This is a genomic window from Kitasatospora sp. NPDC004614, from assembly GCF_042873675.1.
GTDB lineage: Bacteria > Actinomycetota > Actinomycetes > Streptomycetales > Streptomycetaceae > Kitasatospora.
Genome location: NZ_JBIALR010000006.1, coordinates 209,659 through 228,010 on the forward strand (window position 1 = coordinate 209,659; position 18,352 = coordinate 228,010).

20 protein-coding genes are annotated in these 18,352 nt (G+C 73.3%); 16 read left to right on the forward strand and 4 right to left on the reverse strand.

Translation table 11 applies throughout. The annotated features are described in order from the left end of the window. The first annotated feature begins 153 nt into the window (after positions 1-153). Together ACFYST_RS16375 and glnII are read left to right on the forward strand one after the other, a co-directional pair. The gene (locus ACFYST_RS16375) at positions 154-1,086 is read left to right on the forward strand and encodes an SCO1860 family LAETG-anchored protein (protein WP_387862860.1); all 933 of its coding nucleotides are present in this window, start codon (positions 154-156) and stop codon (positions 1,084-1,086) included. 158 nt (positions 1,087-1,244) lie between these two features. Further along, positions 1,245-2,267: a glutamine synthetase GlnII gene (gene glnII / locus ACFYST_RS16380; RefSeq protein WP_387646263.1), complete on the forward strand. Its 1,023-nt coding sequence runs from the start codon at positions 1,245-1,247 to the stop codon at positions 2,265-2,267. Positions 2,268-2,341: 74 nt separating this feature from the next. Here glnII and ACFYST_RS16385 read toward each other — a convergent pair whose 3' ends face one another. Continuing rightward, positions 2,342-3,106, reverse strand: a complete 765-nt coding sequence (locus tag ACFYST_RS16385; RefSeq protein ID WP_387862863.1) for a GNAT family N-acetyltransferase — start codon at positions 3,104-3,106, stop codon at positions 2,342-2,344. Positions 3,107-3,193: 87 nt separating this feature from the next. On the opposite strand from ACFYST_RS16385, the gene ACFYST_RS16390 reads away from it, so the two are divergent. The 5 genes from ACFYST_RS16390 (at position 3,194) to ACFYST_RS16410 (ending at position 7,412) form a co-directional block, all read left to right on the forward strand. Continuing rightward, positions 3,194-4,129 (forward strand): MerR family transcriptional regulator, encoded by a 936-nt coding sequence (locus ACFYST_RS16390; RefSeq protein ID WP_387862866.1) that lies wholly within the window; start codon positions 3,194-3,196, stop codon positions 4,127-4,129. 79 nt (positions 4,130-4,208) lie between these two features. Beyond that, the gene (locus ACFYST_RS16395) at positions 4,209-5,372 is read left to right on the forward strand and encodes a M48 family metallopeptidase (RefSeq protein ID WP_387862869.1); all 1,164 of its coding nucleotides are present in this window, start codon (positions 4,209-4,211) and stop codon (positions 5,370-5,372) included. Between the two features lie 99 nt (positions 5,373-5,471). Then, on the forward strand, positions 5,472-6,005 hold the full coding sequence (locus ACFYST_RS16400; protein ID WP_387862871.1) for a hypothetical protein: 534 nt from the start codon (positions 5,472-5,474) through the stop codon (positions 6,003-6,005). A 94-nt stretch (positions 6,006-6,099) separates the two neighbouring features. Beyond that, positions 6,100-6,639, forward strand: a complete 540-nt coding sequence (locus ACFYST_RS16405) for a hypothetical protein (protein WP_387646251.1) — start codon at positions 6,100-6,102, stop codon at positions 6,637-6,639. Continuing rightward, entirely contained in the window at positions 6,636-7,412 is a 777-nt protein-coding gene (locus ACFYST_RS16410; RefSeq protein ID WP_387862874.1) for an MOSC domain-containing protein, read from the forward strand. Before ACFYST_RS16405 ends, ACFYST_RS16410 begins: the two co-directional genes overlap by 4 nt. Before the next feature lie 3 nt (positions 7,413-7,415). Here the strand turns inward: ACFYST_RS16410 and cobC are convergent, their stop codons facing one another. After that, positions 7,416-8,456 (reverse strand): Rv2231c family pyridoxal phosphate-dependent protein CobC, encoded by a 1,041-nt coding sequence (cobC, locus tag ACFYST_RS16415; protein WP_387862877.1) that lies wholly within the window; start codon positions 8,454-8,456, stop codon positions 7,416-7,418. Continuing rightward, positions 8,453-8,851, reverse strand: coding sequence for a cobalamin biosynthesis protein (locus ACFYST_RS16420; protein ID WP_387862880.1), 399 nt, complete (start codon positions 8,849-8,851; stop codon positions 8,453-8,455). The genes cobC and ACFYST_RS16420 overlap by 4 nt, the downstream gene beginning before the upstream one ends. A gap of 407 nt (positions 8,852-9,258) precedes the next feature. On the opposite strand from ACFYST_RS16420, the gene ACFYST_RS16425 reads away from it, so the two are divergent. The 7 genes from ACFYST_RS16425 to ACFYST_RS16455 all read left to right on the forward strand — a co-directional run bounded on the left by ACFYST_RS16425 (position 9,259) and on the right by ACFYST_RS16455 (position 15,128). Continuing rightward, on the forward strand, positions 9,259-10,149 hold the full coding sequence (locus tag ACFYST_RS16425; protein WP_387646238.1) for an alkaline phosphatase family protein: 891 nt from the start codon (positions 9,259-9,261) through the stop codon (positions 10,147-10,149). Between the two features lie 6 nt (positions 10,150-10,155). Beyond that, positions 10,156-11,448 (forward strand): MFS transporter, encoded by a 1,293-nt coding sequence (locus ACFYST_RS16430; RefSeq protein WP_387862883.1) that lies wholly within the window; start codon positions 10,156-10,158, stop codon positions 11,446-11,448. Next, positions 11,445-12,527 carry a TolB family protein gene (locus ACFYST_RS16435; RefSeq protein ID WP_387862886.1) on the forward strand — a complete coding sequence of 361 codons (1,083 nt, stop codon included), beginning with the start codon at positions 11,445-11,447 and terminating at the stop codon, positions 12,525-12,527. The genes ACFYST_RS16430 and ACFYST_RS16435 overlap by 4 nt, the downstream gene beginning before the upstream one ends. Before the next feature lie 56 nt (positions 12,528-12,583). Next, on the forward strand, positions 12,584-13,216 hold the full coding sequence (locus tag ACFYST_RS16440) for a hypothetical protein (protein WP_387862889.1): 633 nt from the start codon (positions 12,584-12,586) through the stop codon (positions 13,214-13,216). 147 nt (positions 13,217-13,363) lie between these two features. Further along, positions 13,364-13,993 (forward strand): DUF3592 domain-containing protein, encoded by a 630-nt coding sequence (locus ACFYST_RS16445; protein ID WP_387862891.1) that lies wholly within the window; start codon positions 13,364-13,366, stop codon positions 13,991-13,993. Positions 13,994-14,059: 66 nt separating this feature from the next. Continuing rightward, positions 14,060-14,659 (forward strand): hypothetical protein, encoded by a 600-nt coding sequence (locus ACFYST_RS16450; protein WP_387862894.1) that lies wholly within the window; start codon positions 14,060-14,062, stop codon positions 14,657-14,659. 178 nt (positions 14,660-14,837) lie between these two features. Continuing rightward, positions 14,838-15,128: a hypothetical protein gene (locus ACFYST_RS16455; protein WP_387862897.1), complete on the forward strand. Its 291-nt coding sequence runs from the start codon at positions 14,838-14,840 to the stop codon at positions 15,126-15,128. 7 nt (positions 15,129-15,135) lie between these two features. Here the strand turns inward: ACFYST_RS16455 and ACFYST_RS16460 are convergent, their stop codons facing one another. Further along, positions 15,136-15,657, reverse strand: a complete 522-nt coding sequence (locus tag ACFYST_RS16460) for a GbsR/MarR family transcriptional regulator (protein WP_387646659.1) — start codon at positions 15,655-15,657, stop codon at positions 15,136-15,138. A gap of 108 nt (positions 15,658-15,765) precedes the next feature. Between ACFYST_RS16460 and ACFYST_RS16465 the strand changes: the two genes are divergently transcribed. Together ACFYST_RS16465 and ACFYST_RS16470 are read left to right on the forward strand one after the other, a co-directional pair. Beyond that, positions 15,766-16,671 (forward strand): ATP-binding cassette domain-containing protein, encoded by a 906-nt coding sequence (locus ACFYST_RS16465; protein WP_387862899.1) that lies wholly within the window; start codon positions 15,766-15,768, stop codon positions 16,669-16,671. After that, on the forward strand, positions 16,668-18,284 hold the full coding sequence (locus ACFYST_RS16470; protein WP_387862902.1) for an ABC transporter permease: 1,617 nt from the start codon (positions 16,668-16,670) through the stop codon (positions 18,282-18,284). The genes ACFYST_RS16465 and ACFYST_RS16470 overlap by 4 nt, the downstream gene beginning before the upstream one ends. The last annotated feature ends 68 nt before the right edge of the window (positions 18,285-18,352 follow it).

Genomic DNA, 18,352 nt, shown 5'->3' on the forward strand with positions numbered 1-18,352 from the left:
CCGAAGGAGTGAACTGACGCTCCGTGTTGCTGGGGTGACGCACGGTTCGAGAAGACTGGCGGCAGTCGAGAGCGCGAGTCCCCTCCCCGTGCCGGTGTGCCGGGTGAGGTCGCGGGTGCGCTCTGCCGTTCACCATGTGTGGGGGTTCCTGTCATGTCTGTTCTGCGCACGGTTGCCGTGTCCACCCTGGCCGTGTCCGCGCTCGCGCTCGCACTGCCGCTGCCGGCCTACGCGGCCGACGGCAGTACACCGGCCAAGCCCGGGAAGGCGAGTGCGGTGACAGCCGAACTCGCCCTGAACGTCGAGCTGTTGAACGCGGTGAAGGTGCCGGTCGAGGTGGCCCTGAACAAGGTGGAGTCGCCGGCCCAGCGGGACGGGGCGATGCTCACCGCCACGGTCGACGGCGTGGACAACGGGAAGCCGGTGAACCTGGTGAAGGCCCAGGTCGGCAAGTCCGTGACCAAGGTGGACGACAAGCTGGCCACCGCCTCGGTGCAGCTGGTCGGCGCGGACGTGCACGTCCCCGGTCTGCCGCTGACCACGCTGCTCGGGCTGGACGCGATGAGCGCCGAGGTGACCTGCCCGGTGGACGGCCAGCCGACCGCCAAGGTGACCGCCCCGGTGAAGCTGACGGTGCTCGGGAAGTCGGTGACGGTGGGCCTCAACTCGCCCACCCACGTGGACGTTCCGGCGATCGGCTCGGTGGACGTCGAGTTCTCCAAGAAGACCGTCACCAGCAGCACCGCCGCCGCCTCCGCGCTGGAGGTGCAGGTGTCGATCAACCCGCTGAACCTGAACGTCGCCAAGGTGGACGGCAAGGTCACGGTCGCCGGGGTGTCCTGCGAGAAGCCGGTGGCGGCCGTCACGCCCGCCGCCGCCACCTCCGGCGCGCCGAGCCCGTCCGGCTCCGCGGCCGGGACCGCGCAGAACCGTACGGCGCCGAAGGAGGCCGGTGAGGAGCTGGCGTACACCGGCTCGACCGGCACCACCGCGATGGCCGCCGCCGGCGTCACCCTGCTGGTCGCCGGCGGGGCCGCGGTCTGGATGACCCGCCGCAAGCGCGCCGCGCACGCCCGCCAGCGCTGAACCCCGGCGGTGTGCTCACGCTCCGGCGCCTCTCGGAGGGTGAGCACACCGCTGCGGTCCGTTGGTTCACATGGGCGTTACATAGGAGGAACAACCGGGAAACGGCGGCTTGCGAGGCTACGCAGGCACCCACCACCCGAGCAGTGAGGTTCACCGCGATGGCAATCAAGGCCGAGTACATCTGGATCGACGGCACCAAGCCGACCGCGAAGCTGCGCTCCAAGACTCGGGTCCTGCCGAACGCGGACAAGATCCCCACCTGGGGCTTCGACGGCTCCTCCACCAACCAGGCCGAGGGCCACGCCTCGGACCGCGTGCTCGACCCGGTGCGCGTCGTCCCGGACCCGATCCGCGGCGGCGACAACATCCTGGTGCTGTGCGAGGTGCTGGAGACCAACGGCACCGCCCACGCCTCCAACAACCGCGCCCTGCTGCGCGAGGTCGCCGAGAAGTACGCCGCCCAGGAGTCGATCTTCGGCATCGAGCAGGAGTACACCTTCTTCAAGGGCTCCCGCCCGCTCGGCTTCCCCGAGGGCGGTTACCCGGCCCCGCAGGGCGGCTACTACTGCGGCGTGGGTGCCGAGGAGGTCTTCGGCCGCGAGATCGTCGAGCTGCACCTCGACCGGTGCATCGACGCCGGCCTGGCGATCTGCGGCATCAACGCCGAGGTCATGCCCGGCCAGTGGGAGTTCCAGATCGGCCCGGTCGACGCGCTGACCGTCTCCGACGACATGTGGATCGCCCGCTACCTGCTCTACCGCACCGCCGAGGAGTTCGGCATCGACGCCACCCTGGACGCCAAGCCGGCCCGTGGCGACTGGAACGGCGCGGGTGCGCACACCAACTTCTCCACCAAGGCGATGCGCGAGGGCTACGACGCCATCATCACCGCCTGTGAGTCGCTCGGCGCCTCCCAGGAGAAGGTGCTGGAGCACGTCAACCAGTACGGTGACGACATCCAGTCCCGCCTGACCGGCAAGCACGAGACCGCCCCGTGGAACGTCTACTCGTACGGCGTCTCCGACCGCGGCGCGTCGGTCCGCATCCCGTGGCAGGTCGAGGTGGAGCAGAAGGGCTACATCGAGGACCGCCGCCCGAACGCGAACGTCGACCCGTACGTGGTCACCCGCCTGATGATCAACACCTGCTGCGAGGCCCTGGAGAAGGCCGGCCAGGTCTGATCCGCCACGCGTCACGCAACGGCGCCCGCTGAACCCTTGCTCGGGGGTTCGGCGGGCGCCGTCGTGTTTTTCGGTCACATCTTGACGAAGCCGTGGGTGCGGCCCACCGGCACGAATCCGCGCCGGGCGTACCACGCCTGCGGCCAGTCCTCGGCGTCCGCGACCAGGAAGCGCAGGCCGTCCGGGGCCTGTTCGGCGGCCAGGTACAGGGCGGTGGTCAGCACCCGGTCCGCGAGGCCGCGGCGCTGATGGTGCTCCGCCGTCGCCAGATCCTCGACCTGCGCGGTGCCCGCCGCGTCCTGGTACAGGTCCGCCCAGGAGCCGAACTCGCCGTCCTCGTCCCGCGCGGCCAGGGTCAGCACCCGCTCCGCGCCGGCCTCGCGGGCCGTGCGCCGTGACACCAGCTGCGCGATCGAATCGTCCGGGGCCGACGGCAGCCAGCAGCGCCACTGGCGCTCCAGCATCGGCGCCAGCTCCGCCAGTTCGACCTGTTCGGCGCCGCCGGGAGCGGGCACCGGGCCCTGGTGGACCATCACCAGCTCGACCTCGTGCCGGTACCCCGCCGCGACCAGGCCCGGGGCCAGCGCCTGCGCGGACGCGTCGTCGAACACCGCGATCCGCCGGTGCTCCAGGTGCCCGAGCACCTCCTCGGCCAGGCCCGCCGCGTCCACCCCGCTCGGCGGAGCGTCCAGGATCAGCTGGTTGTGCTCGTGCGAGTACCGGTATCGCTCGCTCAACACCGCGAACCCGCCCGGCAGTTCGGTTACTTCGTCGGCCTGCCGGCGGGCGAACCCGCGACGGAAGTCCAGTGCAGTCCGCAGACTCTCTTCGCCCACCATCGGGCCATCGTAGGCCGGACCGCCCGTTCCGGCCGACGGGATATTCGGCTTGAGTCTCCTGTGGGGGGAGACCGCAGAGTTGGGGTCATGGACGGCGAGGAGCTCGTGACGATCGGGGCACTGGCGCGGCGGTGCGGGCTGACGGTGAAGACCATCAGGTTCTACTCGGACATCGGGCTGGTGCCGTCCACCGACCGCAGCGCGGCCGGGTACCGGCGGTACGGGGCGCGGGCCGTGGCGAGGCTCGAACTGGTCCGCACACTGCGCGAGTTGGGGCTCGACCTGGGCACGATCCGCCGGGTGCTGGACCGGGAGACCTCGGTCGGCGAGGTGGCGCGGGCCCACGCCGACGCCCTGGACGTGCAGATCCGCGCCCTGCGACTGCGCCGGGCCGTGCTCCGCGCGGTCGCCGAACAGGGAAGCGAAGGAGAGGAGATCGCGTTGATGCACCGACTGGCGAGGCTGCCCGACGAGGAACGCCGCCGCATGATCGAGGAGTTCGTCGACGACACGTTCGGCGCGGTGGACGCCAACCCCGAACTGGTGGAACTGCTCCGGACGGCGGTGCCTGAGCTGCCGGAAGAACCCAGCGCCGCGCAGGTGACCGCGTGGGTGGAGCTCGCCGAACTGACCCGGGACCAGGAGTTCCGCGCCTCGCTGCGGCGGATGGCCGCCTACCAGGCCACGGAACGTGCCGCCGGCGACACCACCGGGCTGCACCACGAACTGACCGAGCACGTCCGGGAGGCGGTCGGCGCGGCGCTGGAGTCCGGCGTCGAACCGGGCTCGGCGCAGGCCGCGCGAGTGGTGGCCGGGCTGACGGCCCGCTACGCGGAAGTTTTCGAACGGCCGGACGACGCCGCGCTGCGGACCTGGCTGCTGACCAGGCTGGAGGTGGCGGGCGACCCCCGGGTCGAGCGCTACTGGGAGCTGCTCGCCCGGATCAACGGCTGGCCGGTGCCGCCGCCGCTGACGCCCGTGTTCGGGTGGCTCGCGGCGGCGCTGGCGGCGCCGGCGGCCTGACGGTCGGCCGGGCCGCTCGGCGGGTGGCAGGCGCCGGGCGCAGGGGTCCGACGGCGCGCCCGGTCACTACGCTGGGGGCATGGCCGACACACCGACCCCCGTTCCGTCCGGTGACTTCGCCCCGCAGGAGGTGGCTCGCGGCCGGGCGTTGCGGCGGGCGCAGCTGCCGTGGGCGCTCGGCGGGCAGCTCGCCTCGCTGGCGCTGTCGGCCGTGCTCGGGTTCACGGCGGCCGGGGCGGGGCTGGTGACGGCGGTCGGCGGCTGGTTCGGCGGCAGCTGGGCGGCCGAGGTGCTCGGCGGGAGCGCCGCGCTGGTGCTGCTCGGACGGGCCGTGACGCTGCCGTTCTCGGCCAAGGTTCGTACCGCCCGCGCCGGTTTCGGCCTGGTCACCCAGGGCTGGAAGGGCTGGGCGGTGGACGCGGCGCGCGGGACGGCGGTGACGCTGGCGCTGTTCCTGCCGCTTGCGCTCGGCCTGTACGCGCTGATCGGGCACTCGCCGACGGGCTGGTGGGTGCCGGGCGCGCTGGCCGCGGCGCTGCTGACGGTGGCGATGTCGTTCCTGCACCCGCTGGTGTTCGAGCCGCTGTTCAACCGTTTCTCCCCGATGCCGGACGGCGAACTGCGCACCGCCCTGCTGGAGTTGGCCCACCGCGACGCCATCGCGGTGCGCGACGTGCTGGTCGCCGACGCGTCCCGCCGCACCACCGCGCTGAACGCGTACGTGTCCGGCTTCGGCCCGACCCGGCGGATCGTGGTCTACGACACCCTGCTGGAGACCGCCGAGGCACGCGAGGTCGAACTCGTCGCCGCGCACGAACTCGGCCACGTCAAGCACCGCGACGTCGCCACCGGCACCGTGCTCGGCGCACTCGGCGCGGCCGTCGTGGTGCCGGTGCTGGCCGCGCTGCTGGCCTGGCAGCCCCTGCTGGACGCGGCGGGCGCCGCCACCCCGCAGGACCCGCGTTCGCTGCCCCTGCTCGCGGCCCTCGCCGCCCTGCTCGGCGCGCTCAGCCTCCCCGCCCAGTGCGCGGTCAGCCGCCGGATCGAGACCCGCGCCGACCGCCACGCCCTCGAACTCACCGGCGACACCGAGCAGTTCATCGCCATGCAACGCCGCCTCGCGGTCGCCAACGTCTCCGACCCCGACCCGCCACGCGCCCTGGAACTCCTCCTCGCCACCCACCCCAGCGCCACCCGCCGCATCGCCGCCGCCCGCAACTGGCAGGCGGAGCAGCATTCCTGACTGCGGGTGCCCTGGGACCCGGCCCTCTTGGTCCAAAGCGGTGGTCGGACGGCCCGGGTGCGGGAGAGAATCCGGCACGGGCCGACCGAGGGGGAGCACATGACAGACCGTCCGCTGCTGATGCTGGACGTCGACGGGCCGATCGCCCCGTTCGACCGCTTCTTCCGCCCCTGGGGCTACCGGACGCACCGGGTGCCGTCGCAGACCTGGCGGCAGCGGCAGCTCGACAAGGGCGTGACCGACCCGAAGCCCTTGCGGGTCTGGCTGAACCCCGCCCACGGTCCGTCCCTGCTCGCCCTGCCGTACGACCTGGTGTGGGCCACCGCCTGGCAGGCGGAGGCGGACGAGCACCTGGCGCCGCTCCTCGGCCTGCCGCAACTGCCCTACGTGAGCTGGGAGTCGATGCACCACAAGGACCCCGACGGCCTGCACTGGAAGACCCGGCAACTGGTCTGCTGGGCCGACCAGCGGCCTTTCGTCTGGGTCGATGACGAGATCGGACCCCAGGACACCGAGTGGATCGCCGCCAATCACCCCGGCGAGGCGCTGACGATGAAGATCGACCACCGGTCCGGGCTGCGGCCCGAGCACTTCGCCCGACTCACCGCCTGGGCCAGGGAGCTCGGCCGCTGAAGGTCGCCGGGCCGTGCCGCCCCAAGGGCAAAAGCGCTGGCCGGAGGGTGTGCGGGTGGGGGAGAATCCGGCATCGGCCGCCGAGGAGGAACGCATGACGGACCGTCCCTTGTTGATGCTGGACGTCGACGGACCGATCGCGCCGTACGTCGGGAGTCCGTACCGGCGGCCCGAGGGGTACCTGACGCACCGGGTGGAGTCGCAGTCCTGGCGGCAGCGGCAGCGCGAGATGGGCGTGCGCAATCCGAAGCCGCTGCGGGTGTGGTTGCATCCCGGCCACGGCCCGTCCCTGTTGGCGCTGCCGTACCGCCTGGTGTGGGCGACCACGTGGCGGGCGGAGGCGAACGAGCACCTGTCGCCGCTGCTCGGGCTGCCGCAACTGCCGTACGTCGACTGGGAGTCGATGCACCGCGGCGATCCGGACGGCTTGCACTGGAAGACCCGGCAGTTGGTGGCCTGGGCGGCGGGGCGGCCGTTCGCCTGGGTGGACGACGAGATCGAGCCACAGGACGCGGCGTGGATCGCCGACCGTCATCCCGGGCCGGCCCTCACCCTGAAGATCGATCACCGGTACGGGCTGCGGCCCGAGGACTTCGTACAACTCACCGACTGGGCCGAGGAGATCACCCGTTGAAGGTCGCCGCGCTGTACCGCCACCCCGTGAAGTCGATGCTCGGCGAGGAGATCGTCCGGGCCCGGATCGACGAACGCGGCATCGAGGGCGACCGCCGCCGCGCCCTGCTGGACGTCACCACCGGCCGGATCGCCAGCGCCAAACAGCCGCGCACCTGGCGGCAGTTGCTGACGATGAGTGCCGAGACCAAGGACGACGGGGTACGGATCACCGGCCCCGACGGCGGCGAGCTGGACGAGGACGGGATCAGCGCGCTGCTGGGCCGCCCCGTCCGGCTGATCACCGAACGGCCGGCCGGCTCCGTGCTGCTGCGCTCGGTGCCCGAGCAGGTGCTGGCGGACGGCATCGAGGCCGAAGTGGAGTACACCGTCCAGGACTTCGGCAAGGCCGCCGCCCCCGGCAGCTTCTTCGACTTCGCGCCGCTGCACCTGATCACCGCCGCCAGCCTGGCGGGTACGCCGGCGGTCCGGTACCGGCCCAATCTGGTCCTGGAGACGGACGGGGAGCCGTTCGACGAGAACGCCTGGGTCGGCCGCGAGCTCACTGTCGGCCCGGACCTGCGGCTGCGGCTGATCGCCGCCAGCCCGCGCTGCGCCGTCCCGACCCTCGCGCACGGCGAGCTGCCCGCCGACCCAGAGGCGCTGCGTCGCCCGGCCCGGCTGAACCGGGTCGAACCGCTGCCCGGCATGGGCCCGTTGCCGTGCCTGGGGGTGTACGCGCAGGTGCTCACCCCGGGCACCGTGGAGGTCGGCGACCGGGTGGAGGTGCACTGACCGTCAGCGGGAGATCGCGGCCGCCAGGGCGGTGAGGAAGCGGTCGGTGGTGTCCCGGTCGCGGACGGCCAGGCGCAGCCAGTCGGGGCCGAGGCCGGGGAAGGTGTCGCCGCGGCGGACGGCGAAGCCGGCGGTGCGCAGGCGGTCGCGGACGGCGGCGGCGTCCGGGAGCTGGATGAGGACGAAGGAGGCGGCGGGGTCGCCGTGCACCCGGACGTCCGGGAGCGCGGCGAGGCCCTTCAGCAGGTGCTCGCGGTCCAGGGCGGTGGCGCGGGCGGCGGCGTCGGCCTCGGCGAGGGCGGCGGGGGCGGAGCAGAGTTCGGCGGCGGCGAGCGCGGGCGTGGAGACCGGCCAGAGCGGCTGGGCGGCGGCGAGTTCCGTGACCAGGTCGGCGGGGGCGAGCAGGTAGCCGATTCGCAGGCCGGCCAGGCCCCAGGTCTTGGTGAGGCTGCGCAGCACCACCACCCGGCCGGGCAGGTCGCGGGCCCCGGCGAGGGTCTGGGTCTCGCCCGGGTCGGTGTCCATGAACGCCTCGTCGAGCACCAGGGTCCGCCCGGGCCGGGCGAGTTCGGCCAGGTCGGTGGCCGGGTGCAGGATGGAGGTGGGGTTGGTGGGGTTGCCGACCACCACCAGATCGGCGTCCTCGGGAACGGCCCCGGGCAGCAGGCGGAAGCCCTGCTCCGGCGTGAGGAGGACGCGGTGGACGGTGCGCCCGGCGTCCCGCAGCGCCGCCTCCGGTTCGGTGAACTGCGGGTGCACCACCACCGCGTGGCTCGGCCGCAGCACCCGGGCGAGCAGCACGAACGCCTCTGCCGCGCCGGAAGTGAGCAGCACCTCGGCGACGGGGCGGCCGTGCCGGGCGGCGACGGCGGAGCGGGCCGCGGTGCCGTCCGGGTAGGCGGCCAGGGTGTCGAGGGTGGCGGCGAGGTGCGCGCGCAGCCAGGGCGGCGGGGTGCCGGTGCGGACGTTCACCGCGAGGTCGACCAGGCCGGCGGAGCGGACTTCGGCGTCGCCGTGATGGCGCAGATCGGGCTCGGTGTTCACCTGGTGGCCTCCTGGGCGGGTACGGCGAGGGCCGCGGTGGCGGTCGCGGTCGCGGTGCGCGGCGCGAGCAGGCGGCCGCCGGGCCCGGCCGAGGTCAGCGCGGCGGCCTCCGCGACGCTCGGGGTGCCGACCGCGGCGGCCACCCGGGCGGAGCCGGCCACCGGGACGGCGGCCAGCGCGGCGGCCGGGTGGCCGACCACGGGGACGTCCAACTCCCTTGCGGCGGCGCACAGTCCGGGCTCGGCGAGCTTGCTCTCCAAGGTGGCGACCAGGGCGACGGCAGAGCGGTCGAGGCCGCAGGCGGCGAGCGCCACGTCGGCGGTGCGGAGCAGTTCGGCGGCGGGGGTGCCGCGGCGCAGCCCGAGCCCGAGTACGACACGGGGAGTGGCTGTCACGCCCGGCCCTCCCGTTGCTCGTTCACCTGCTCGTTCACCTGCTCGTTCACCTGCTCGTTCACCTGCTCGTTCACCTGCTTGTTCACCGCGCCGGTCGTGCGCGCCGGGCCGGAAAGATCCCACCATGTCGGTCCGAGGCGGGTCAATCGGGACAGGTGTGAGCCGCGCCGCTTCTCCGCTGGCCGAAAAGCGCCCGTGCGGGCTTGTGGGCCGACCAAGCGTTCGCTTGTTCTTAACCTGTCAAAAGGCGTGCCGGTCACCGCTCACCCCTAGCGTTTCCGGCGCTCCAAGCTCCGAGCTCCGAGCTCCGAGCTCCAAGCTCCAAGCTCCAAGCTCCAACGCGTGTTCCACCAAGCGTGCTCCAACAGCCCTGTCCCGCACGTTCCTTGCCCCGGAGGGACCTCGCCATGACTGCCGCACCGCTCAGCCGCCGCACCAAGCGCCGCCTGACCGCGATCGGAAGCACCGTCGCCCTGGCCGCCGCCTCGCTCGGCCTGTGGGCCGCCACCGGCTCCACCGCGCAGGCCGCCGCGCTGCCCGCGCCCGACCACGTCATCGTGGTGGTGATGGAGAACCACGCCTACAGCCAGGTGATCGGCAGCTCCAGCGCCCCGTACCTGAACGGCACCCTGGTGGCCGGCGGCGCCAACCTCACCCAGTCCTACGGCCTGACCCACCCGTCCGAGCCGAACTACTACATGCTGTTCTCCGGCTCCAACCAGGGCCGCACCGACGACAGTTGCGTCAAGGTCGGCTCGATGACCGCGCCCAACCTGGCCTCCGAGCTGATCGCCGCCGGAAAGAGCTGGGGCTCCTACAACGAGACCCTGCCCAGCCAGGGCTCCACGGTCTGCTCCAGCGGCAAGTACGCGCAGAAGCACAACCCGTGGTTCGGCTTCTCCAACGTGCCGACCAACACCGCCTACACCTTCGCCCAGTTCCCCACCGACTACACCACGCTGCCGAAGGTCTCCTTCGTGGTGCCGAACCTGTGCAGCGACATGCACGACTGCTCGGTCTCCACCGGCGACACCTGGATCAAGAACAACCTCAGCGCGTACGCCACCTGGGCGCAGACCCACAACAGCCTGCTGGTGGTCACCTTCGACGAGGACAACAGCCTGTCCGGCAACCGCATCCCCACCGTGGTCTACGGCCAGCACGTCATCCCCGGCTCCACCAGCGCCACCACCTACAACCACTACAACGTGCTGCGTACCCTGGAGGACCTGGCCGGCCTGAGCGCCCACGCGGGCAACGCCGCCTCCGCCTCCGACATCACCGGCATCTGGAACTGACGCCGGATGTACCTCGCGGACGCCCGCTCCACCAAGACGGCCGCCGCCCCGGGCACCCGCCCGGGGCGGCGCGCCGCCGTCCCCGGCACCGTGCTCGCGCTCGGCGCGGTCAGCCTGGTCACCGACGTCTCCTCCGAGATGGTCAGCGCCGTCCTGCCGCTGTACGTGGTCGCCGCGCTCGGCCTGTCCCCGCTCGGCTTCGGCCTGCTCGACGGCATCAACAACGGCGTCGGCGCGCTGGTCCGGCTGCTCGGCGGCCACCTCGCCGACCGCAGCCCGCGCGGCCACAAGCTCGTCGCCGGGATCGGCTACGGCCTGTCCGCGCTGTGCAAGCCACTGCTGCTGCTCGTCCACACCGTGCCGCTGATCGGCGGCGTCCTCGCCATCGACCGCACCGGCAAGGGGCTGCGCACCGCACCCCGGGACGCGATGATCTCGCTGGCCACCGCGCCCGAGCACCGCGGCCGGGCGTTCGGCGTGCACCGCGCGATGGACACCACCGGCGCACTGCTCGGCCCGCTGCTCGCCTTCGCGGTGCTGCGGATCGCCGACGACCGGGCCGAACGCGCCGGCTACAGCGCGGTGTTCACCGTCTCCGGCTGCGTCGCGGTGCTCGGCGTGCTGCTGCTGGTGCTGTTCGTGCCAGGACGGGCCACCACCACTGTTGTCGAGTCGGGGGCGCGCCCCACCCTGCGGGACGCGCTCGCGCTGCTGCGACGCCCCGCGCTGCGCCGGCTCACCCTGGCCGCCGTACTGCTCGGCCTCACCACCGTCAGCGACTCCTTCCTGTACCTGCTGCTGCAACGCCGACTCGGCCTGCCCGCCCACCTGTTCCCGCTGCTGCCGCTCGGCACCGCCGCCGTCTTCCTCACCCTCGCCGTCCCGCTCGGCATGATCGCCGACCGGATCGGCCGCCGCACCCTGTTCCTGGCCGGCCACGCCGTGCTGCTCGCCGGGTACGGCGTGGTGCTCTCCCCGCTGCGCGGCGCGAGCGCCGCCGTGCTGGTCCTGCTGCTGCACGGCACCTTCTACGCCGCCACCGACGGGGTGCTCGCCGCCGCCACCGCCGCGACCGTCCCCGACGGGCAGCAGGGCGCCGGGCAGGCCCTGGTCGGCACCGGCCAGGCGCTCGCCCGCTTCGTCTGCTCGCTCGCCTTCGGCGCCGCCTGGACGCTGTGGGGCCCGCGCGCCGCCCTCACCGGCACCGCCCTGGCCCTCGCCGTCGCGGCCGTTGCCGCCACCCGCCTGCTCCGTCCGACCGCCGTTCCCGAACCCCCGTCCGGAGGGCACCTCGCATGACCGCTCCCGTTGCCGTCGACCCGGACTCCGAGGCGCCCGAACCCCCGGTCGGGGACGCCCAGTTGCGGCGGAAGCTGGTGGTGCTGGTGGTCGCCGTGGTGCTGCTCGCCGGCATCGGGACGTTCGCCGTCCGGTACGCCGCCGGCCGGGCGGACCGGCGTAACCAGGAGCAGGCCGGCGGGCCACCGGTGCGCGAGGGGGCGGTGACGCTGGAGCCGGCGGGCCGTCAACTGCTGCTGCGCAACCTGGCCTGGGGCCCGCACCGCGACGAGGTCGCCGCCGTGCCCGCCGACCACCCGGACGGCGCCCGCACCGCGTCCGGTGTGAAATGCCTGCGCTTCCACGCCGCCGCCGGCACCGGCATCTGCCTGCAGGCCGAACACGGCGCGCTCGACGACACCTACCACGCATCCGTGCTGGACGCCTCGCTGCACGAGATCAAGCGCTTCCCCGCGCCCGGCATCCCCACCCGCGCCCGGGTCTCCCCGTCCGGACACCTGGCCGGCTGGACGGTGTTCGTCAGCGGCGACTCCTACGCGGGCACCGACTTCTCCACCCGCACCGCGATCGTCGACACCCGCAACTGGCAGTTCTACGACAACCTGGAGACCTTCCAGGTACTGAAGGACGGCCACCCCGTCCAGGCGTCCGACCTCAACGTCTGGGGCGTCACCTTCGCCACCGATGACAACCGCTTCTACGCGACGGTCGCCACCGGTGGCCAGACCTACCTGGTCCAGGGCGATCTTGCCGCCCGCACCCTGACCACCCTGCACCAGAACGTCGAATGCCCGTCACTCTCCCCGGACGGCACCCGGGTCGCCTACAAGAAGCGGGTGGCCGGTGCCGACCCGGCCGCGCCCTGGCGGCTGTACGTGCTCGACCTCGCCACCATGACCGAGACCGCGACCGTCGAGCAGCGCAACATCGACGACCAGGCACTCTGGTCCGACGGGCACACGCTGATGTACTCGCTCCCCGGCGACTACGGCTCCGACCTGTGGACCGTCCCCGCCGACGGCACCGGCGCCCCCGCCGTCCTGGTGCGCTCCGCCGTCGCCCCCGCGTATCTCGGCTGACAGCCCGGCCGCGCCGCCGGTAGGGTCCCCGCGTCAAGATCGACACGAAGGACGCGATGAACGAGAAGACCGGTACCGGCCGGCCCTGGCGCGGGTCGCTGCACGCGCTGCTCACCCTGCTCTGCTGCGCGGCGCCGATCGGTGTGCTGACCTACCTGTTCGGCGGCTCGGAGGCCGTCGAGCTGCTGCACGCCGTTACGCCTACCGCGCTGATCCTGGTGGTCGCGCTGAACTACCGCACCCCCCGGGGAGGGGTGGCGGCGTTCGTCGCCGGCGGGCTGGCGCTCTGGCTGAGCTTCGCCGGGATGGCGGCGGTCCGGACCGGGTCACTGGCCGACCACGGGCAGCAGATCACCGTCACCGTCACCGCCGTCCACCCGCGCAACGGCACCCACCTCCCCACCTGCGAGGTGAGCCGACCCGACGGCACCGCCGTCCGCCACCCGCTCGACGCCTGCAACCTCCATGTCGGCCGCCAGCTGACGGTGACCGCCGACCCGTCCGACCGGCAGGCCCCGATCTGGGAACCCCTCGACGCGGACACCCCCCTCCACTGGACGGCGGGCGTCGGCACCGCACTGGTCGCACTGCTGGTGTCCCTCCCGTTCTGGGCCGGCCGCCGCCGGCAGCGCCCCGGCGGGCCGTCGGAGCCGGTGGCCGCAGGCGGGCCCGCGGACTGGCGGGTGTAGCCGGCCACCGATGGCCGGCAGCTGCTCGCGACGGTCATCGGACGTTCGCCGTGGTCACCGCCACCCACCCCCACCAGGGCAAGCGGTGGGCCGGGCACCCCGACTGACGGTGGCTCATGGGCAGGAGTAGCGTCCTTCTTGATCCGAATGATCAATGGGGGGATCGACATGGACGTGAAGTCCGAGGAACACCCGCACCGTTTCTGGGTGCGGTTCGCGCCTGCGACGCTGGTCGCCAGCTCCGCTCTGATCTGGCTGATCAGCCAGCACCTCGGCTGGCGCACGGGGACCCTGAAGGGGGCGCTGGCGCTGCTGGCACTGGCCATGGTCCTGGTGATGGCGTTCTCCTACCGCACCGTGGTCGGCCTGGTCGCGGCGCTCGCGTCCGGCGCGCTGGTGGTCCTGCTCGGGTTCGCCGGGGTCGACGCGGCGCAGCACGACGTGCTGGCCCGGGACGGCGAGCGGACGGTCGCCGAGGTCATTGCCGTGGACCCGGGCAAGGGAAGGGGGACGCCGACCTGTGAGTTGCGGGCTGCCGACGGGCGGGACATCTCCGGCCGGATCCACTCGAACGACTACCGGGTCGGTGACCACGTCAGCGTCACCTTCGACCCGGCCGGCCGGGTGGACCCGGTCGAGGGCGCGCCCGACCCGGACGGCGAGGCGCGCTGGGCCGCCGGGCTGGGCGGGGGGCTGGCCCTGCTGGTCCTGTCGCTCCCGCTGTGGGGACGGTTGGGCCCGCGTCTGGAGCGCGACCGGGACGCTGCGGAGGACTGACCGTTCACACCGCGCCAACTGCGAAGTAACCTCCCCTCGTTCGAACGACGAACGGGGGGAGCGGCGATGAGTGTGAAGCCGGTGCGGCATCCGCACCGTTTCTGGGCGCGGGTCACGCTGCCGACGCTGGCGGGCGGCCTCGCGTTGATCTGGCTGACGGACCGGCAGCTCGGCTGGACGGGGTTCGCCGAGGGGGCGACGATCTTCGTCCTGGCGGCGCTGCTGATGCAGGTGATCGTGTACCCGTACCGCACCAGGGCGGGTGCGGTCGGGGCGGTCCTCGCCCTCGTGCTGCTCCTGGCGATCGGATTCGTCGGCACCGTCGCGTACCACCAGAGCGTGCTGGCCGAGGACGGCGAGCGGACGCTCGCCGAGGTCACCGCCGTCCACCCGAGCGAGGGCAGGGCGGCCGGGTACTGCCTGCTGCGGGCAGCGGACGGCCGGGGCATTCCCGGGCGACTCGGTTCCTGCGAGGGCCGCAAGGTGGGCGACCACCTCGACGTGACCTACGACCCGGCCGGCCGGCAGGATCCGACCGAGGAGGTACCCGACCCGTCCGGTGCGGAGCGCTGGGTCGCCGGGCTGAGTGCGGCGCTGGCCCTGCTGGTGCTGCTGCTCCCGCTGTGGGGGCTGCGCGGGCGGAGCCTGGAGGGGCGGAAGCGGTAGCCGATGGCGGGCACCAACAGGTGTACCGTCCCGGCGTTCGAACGATCGACAGGAATGATGGCTTCGAAGTCGACGGAACACCCGCACCGTTTCTGGGCGTGGTACACGGTGCCCGCGCTGTTCGGGAGCCTTGCGCTGTCGTGGCTGGCGGTTTGGCAGTTCGGCGCGGCCAACCCCGTTGCGTGGGATCACCGCCGTCCATCCCCGCAACGGCAAGGCGGTCGGGTACTGCCTGCTGCGCACCGCCGAGGGTCAGGACATCGCCAAGCGGCTGAGCCCCTGCGAGGGCCGCGACGTCGGCAACCAACTGGAGGTCACGTACGACCCGGCCGGCCGGCAGTATCCGACCGAGAACCTGCCCGATCCGGGCGGTGCGGTGCGGTGGACCGCGGGGCTGGTGGCCGTGCTGGTCCTCTCGATGCCGCTGTGGGGGCCGCGGGGCCCGCGGGTGCGGGAACGGCAGCGATAGCGGTCGCTCACTTCTCGCGGTCGCGCCAGCGCTGCATCATCTGCTGGATCTCGACCCGCAGGAAGGCGAAGAACTCCTGGGATTCGGCGAGGCGTTGGCCGGCCGGGGTGTCCGCGCCGAGCGCGTCGACGCCCTCGACCAGGCTGGACTCGAAGCGGGACAGCGTGCGGTCGCGGTTGGCGGTGGCCTCGTACCAGACGTGGTCGTGGATGCGGTAGCGGTCGCGGCGGGTGCCGGGCTCGCGTTCGCGGCTCACCAGGTCGACCTGGGTCAGGTAGCGGACCGCGCCGGAGACGGCGGCGGGGGAGATCTGGAGCAGTTCGCCGAGTTCGGCGGAGGTCAGCCGCCCGGAGTCGGCGGTCAGCAGGGCGGTGAACACCCGGGCCGACATCCGGGGGAACCCGGCGTCCGCCAGCACCATGGCGAACCGCTCCACGAACTCCGACACCGCCGCCGGATCCCGCTGCGCGTCCACGTCGCCCACGTCGCCCACCTCACTCGCCTGCACCACCGGAACCCTCCCCGACATCCGTCCGACCGGGCGTCCGCCCACCTTCACACACCTTCGGCAGCAACGCGAAGATCCGGGACTTTCGGCAACTTCACGGATTTGTGAAACAAGAGTAGCGTCGAGCTCATGACGACCGCCATTTCGGTGTCCGGCCTGGTGAAGACCTTCGGCCGCACCCGCGCCCTGGACGGACTGGACCTCACGGTCGAGCAGGGCGAGGTTCACGGGTTCCTCGGCCCCAACGGGTCGGGCAAGTCCACCACCATCCGCGTCCTGCTCGGCCTGCTGCGCGCCGACTCCGGCACCGCCGCCCTGCTCGGCGGCGACCCGTGGCGCGACGCCGTCCCGCTGCACCGCAGAATCGCCTACGTGCCGGGCGATGTGACGCTGTGGCGCAACCTCTCCGGCGGGGAGGCGATCGACCTGCTCGGACGGCTGCGCGGCGGACTCGACCCGACCCGCCGGGCCGCGCTGCTGGAGCGCTTCGAGCTCGACCCCACCAAGAAGGGCCGCGCCTACTCCAAGGGCAACCGGCAGAAGGTCGCGCTGGTAGCGGCGTTCGCCGGCGACGCCGACCTGCTGATCCTGGACGAGCCCACCTCCGGCCTGGACCCGCTGATGGAGGAGGTGTTCCGCGAGTGCGTCGCCGAGGCCCGCGAGCGGGGCGCCACGGTGCTGCTGTCCAGCCACATCCTGTCCGAGGTGGAGGCGCTCTGTGACCGGGTGTCGATCATCCGGGCCGGGCGCACCGTGGAGACCGGCACCCTGGACGACCTGCGCCACCTGACCCGCACCTCGGTGGACGCCGTCCTCACCGGGCCGCCGCCGCACCCCGCCTACGCCCACGACCTGACGATCGACGGCAACCGGCTGCGCTGCCAGGTCGACACCGAACAGCTCGGCACCCTGCTCACCGAGCTCACTGCCGTCGGCGTGCACAGCCTCACCAGCCGGCCGCCCACGCTGGAGGAACTCTTCCTGCGCCACTACGAGAACGAGGCCGACACCCCCTCGACGGCGGCCGTCCGATGAGCGGCTACGCGCTGACCGGCACCGGCACCCTCTACCGCCTCGCCCTGCGCCGCGACCGGATCGCCCTGCCGGTGTGGGTGTACATCGGCACCGGCATGGTCGCCTCCACCGCCTTCTCCTTCCGCACGCTGTACGGCGACGAGGCCTCCCGGCGGACCTTCGCGGCCAGCATCGACGGCAACGGCTCGCTGCGCGCCCTGTACGGCCCGATCTTCGACGGCTCCACCATCGGCGGGCTGACCGCGTGGCGGATGGGCGTCTTCGGGGCGGTGCTGGCCGCGCTGATGTCCACCCTGCTGGTGGTGCGGCACACCCGCGCCGAGGAGGAGGACGGGCGGCTCGAACTGATCGGCGCCGGCGCCGTCGGCCGCCGCGCCCCGCTGACCGCCGCACTCGCCACCGCCCTCACCGCCGACGCCGCGCTGGCCGCCCTGGTGACGATCGTCCTGCTGGCCGCAGGTCAATCCGCCGCCGGGGCTCTGGCGTTCGGCCTCGCGCTCGGCGCCACCGGGGTGTTCTTCGCCGCGCTGGCCGCCGTCACCGCGCAAATCGCCGAGACCGGGCGGGCCGCCAACGGCCTTGCCGGGGCGGCGATCGGCCTCGCCTTCGTGCTGCGCGCCGTCGGAGACTCCGGCAGCGGCACGGGCTGGGCGAGCTGGCTCTCCCCGATCGGCTGGAGCGAGCAGGTCCGCGCGTTCGCCGGCGACCGCTGGTGGGTGCTGGTACTGCCGCTGGGCGGGGCCGCGCTGCTCACCGCGCTGGCCCGCACCCTGGTCGAACGACGCGACCTGGGCGCCGGGCTGCTCCCGCAGCGCCCCGGCCCCGCCGTCGCCGCGCCCGGCCTGGCGGACGCCGCCGCACTGGCCCGCCGCCTGCAGCGCGGCGCCCTGATCGGCTGGACGCTGGCCTTCGCGGCGGGCGGCGCGGTGTTCGGCAGCGTCGCCAAGGGCGTGGTCGACCTGGTCGGCGACAACCAGCAGATGGCCGACATGATGGCCCGGCTCGGCGGACAGCAGGGCGTGCTGAACGCCTATCTCTCCACCATCGCCGGGGTGTTCGGGATGATCGCCGCCGTGTACGCCGTGCAGTCCGTGCTGCGGCTGCGCGCCGAGGAGAGCGCCGGCCGGGCCGAACCCGTGCTGGCGGGTGCCGTCTCCCGGCTGCGCTGGGCGGGCGGACACCTGCTGTTCCCGCTGCTCGGCACCGCCGTGCTGCTGGCCGCCGCCGGCCTCACCGCCGGGCTGGCGCAGGCCGCCGCGCTCGGCAGCGCCGCCGGCCACGGGACGGGCGACGCCGTCGCCCGGATGCTCGGTGCCACGCTGGTCCAGCTGCCCGCGGTGTGGCTGACCGCCGCCGTGGCGCTCGCCGTGTACGGCCTGCTGCCGCGCTGGACGGCGGCCGGCTGGGCCGGCTTCGGCGTGTTCGTGCTGGTCGCCTGGTTCGGCCCGATCCTGCAACTGCCGCAGTGGGTGCTCGACCTGTCGCCGTTCACGCACCTTCCGCACCTGCCCGGCGGTACGTTCACCGCCGCGCCGCTGCTGTGGACCACCGCGCTGGCCGCGCTCGCCGCCGGGGCGGGCCTGGCCGGGCTGCGCCGCCGCGACCTGGGCTGACGGACCGGGCGCGGCCCGACGCACCGCCACCGGCCGGACGAACCCCGGACGGACGGGTGCTGATCGGG

What these genes read in the sequence shown, in the direction of transcription:
- ACFYST_RS16385 (WP_387862863.1), bottom strand. Translation starts at nt 3,106, where the DNA reads ATGGTGGGCGAAGAGAGTCTGCGGACTGCACTGGACTTCCGTCGCGGG.
- ACFYST_RS16405 (WP_387646251.1), top strand. Translation starts at nt 6,100, where the DNA reads ATGACGGACCGTCCCTTGTTGATGCTGGACGTCGACGGACCGATCGCG.
- ACFYST_RS16470 (WP_387862902.1), top strand. Translation starts at nt 16,668, where the DNA reads ATGAGCGGCTACGCGCTGACCGGCACCGGCACCCTCTACCGCCTCGCC.
- ACFYST_RS16395 (WP_387862869.1), top strand. Translation starts at nt 4,209, where the DNA reads ATGGCCGACACACCGACCCCCGTTCCGTCCGGTGACTTCGCCCCGCAG.
- ACFYST_RS16375 (WP_387862860.1), top strand. Translation starts at nt 154, where the DNA reads ATGTCTGTTCTGCGCACGGTTGCCGTGTCCACCCTGGCCGTGTCCGCG.
- ACFYST_RS16430 (WP_387862883.1), top strand. Translation starts at nt 10,156, where the DNA reads ATGTACCTCGCGGACGCCCGCTCCACCAAGACGGCCGCCGCCCCGGGC.
- ACFYST_RS16435 (WP_387862886.1), top strand. Translation starts at nt 11,445, where the DNA reads ATGACCGCTCCCGTTGCCGTCGACCCGGACTCCGAGGCGCCCGAACCC.
- ACFYST_RS16390 (WP_387862866.1), top strand. Translation starts at nt 3,194, where the DNA reads ATGGACGGCGAGGAGCTCGTGACGATCGGGGCACTGGCGCGGCGGTGC.
- ACFYST_RS16425 (WP_387646238.1), top strand. Translation starts at nt 9,259, where the DNA reads ATGACTGCCGCACCGCTCAGCCGCCGCACCAAGCGCCGCCTGACCGCG.
- glnII (WP_387646263.1), top strand. Translation starts at nt 1,245, where the DNA reads ATGGCAATCAAGGCCGAGTACATCTGGATCGACGGCACCAAGCCGACC.
- ACFYST_RS16465 (WP_387862899.1), top strand. Translation starts at nt 15,766, where the DNA reads ATGACGACCGCCATTTCGGTGTCCGGCCTGGTGAAGACCTTCGGCCGC.
- ACFYST_RS16400 (WP_387862871.1), top strand. Translation starts at nt 5,472, where the DNA reads ATGACAGACCGTCCGCTGCTGATGCTGGACGTCGACGGGCCGATCGCC.
- ACFYST_RS16460 (WP_387646659.1), bottom strand. Translation starts at nt 15,657, where the DNA reads ATGTCGGGGAGGGTTCCGGTGGTGCAGGCGAGTGAGGTGGGCGACGTG.
- ACFYST_RS16445 (WP_387862891.1), top strand. Translation starts at nt 13,364, where the DNA reads ATGATCAATGGGGGGATCGACATGGACGTGAAGTCCGAGGAACACCCG.
- ACFYST_RS16440 (WP_387862889.1), top strand. Translation starts at nt 12,584, where the DNA reads ATGAACGAGAAGACCGGTACCGGCCGGCCCTGGCGCGGGTCGCTGCAC.
- ACFYST_RS16450 (WP_387862894.1), top strand. Translation starts at nt 14,060, where the DNA reads ATGAGTGTGAAGCCGGTGCGGCATCCGCACCGTTTCTGGGCGCGGGTC.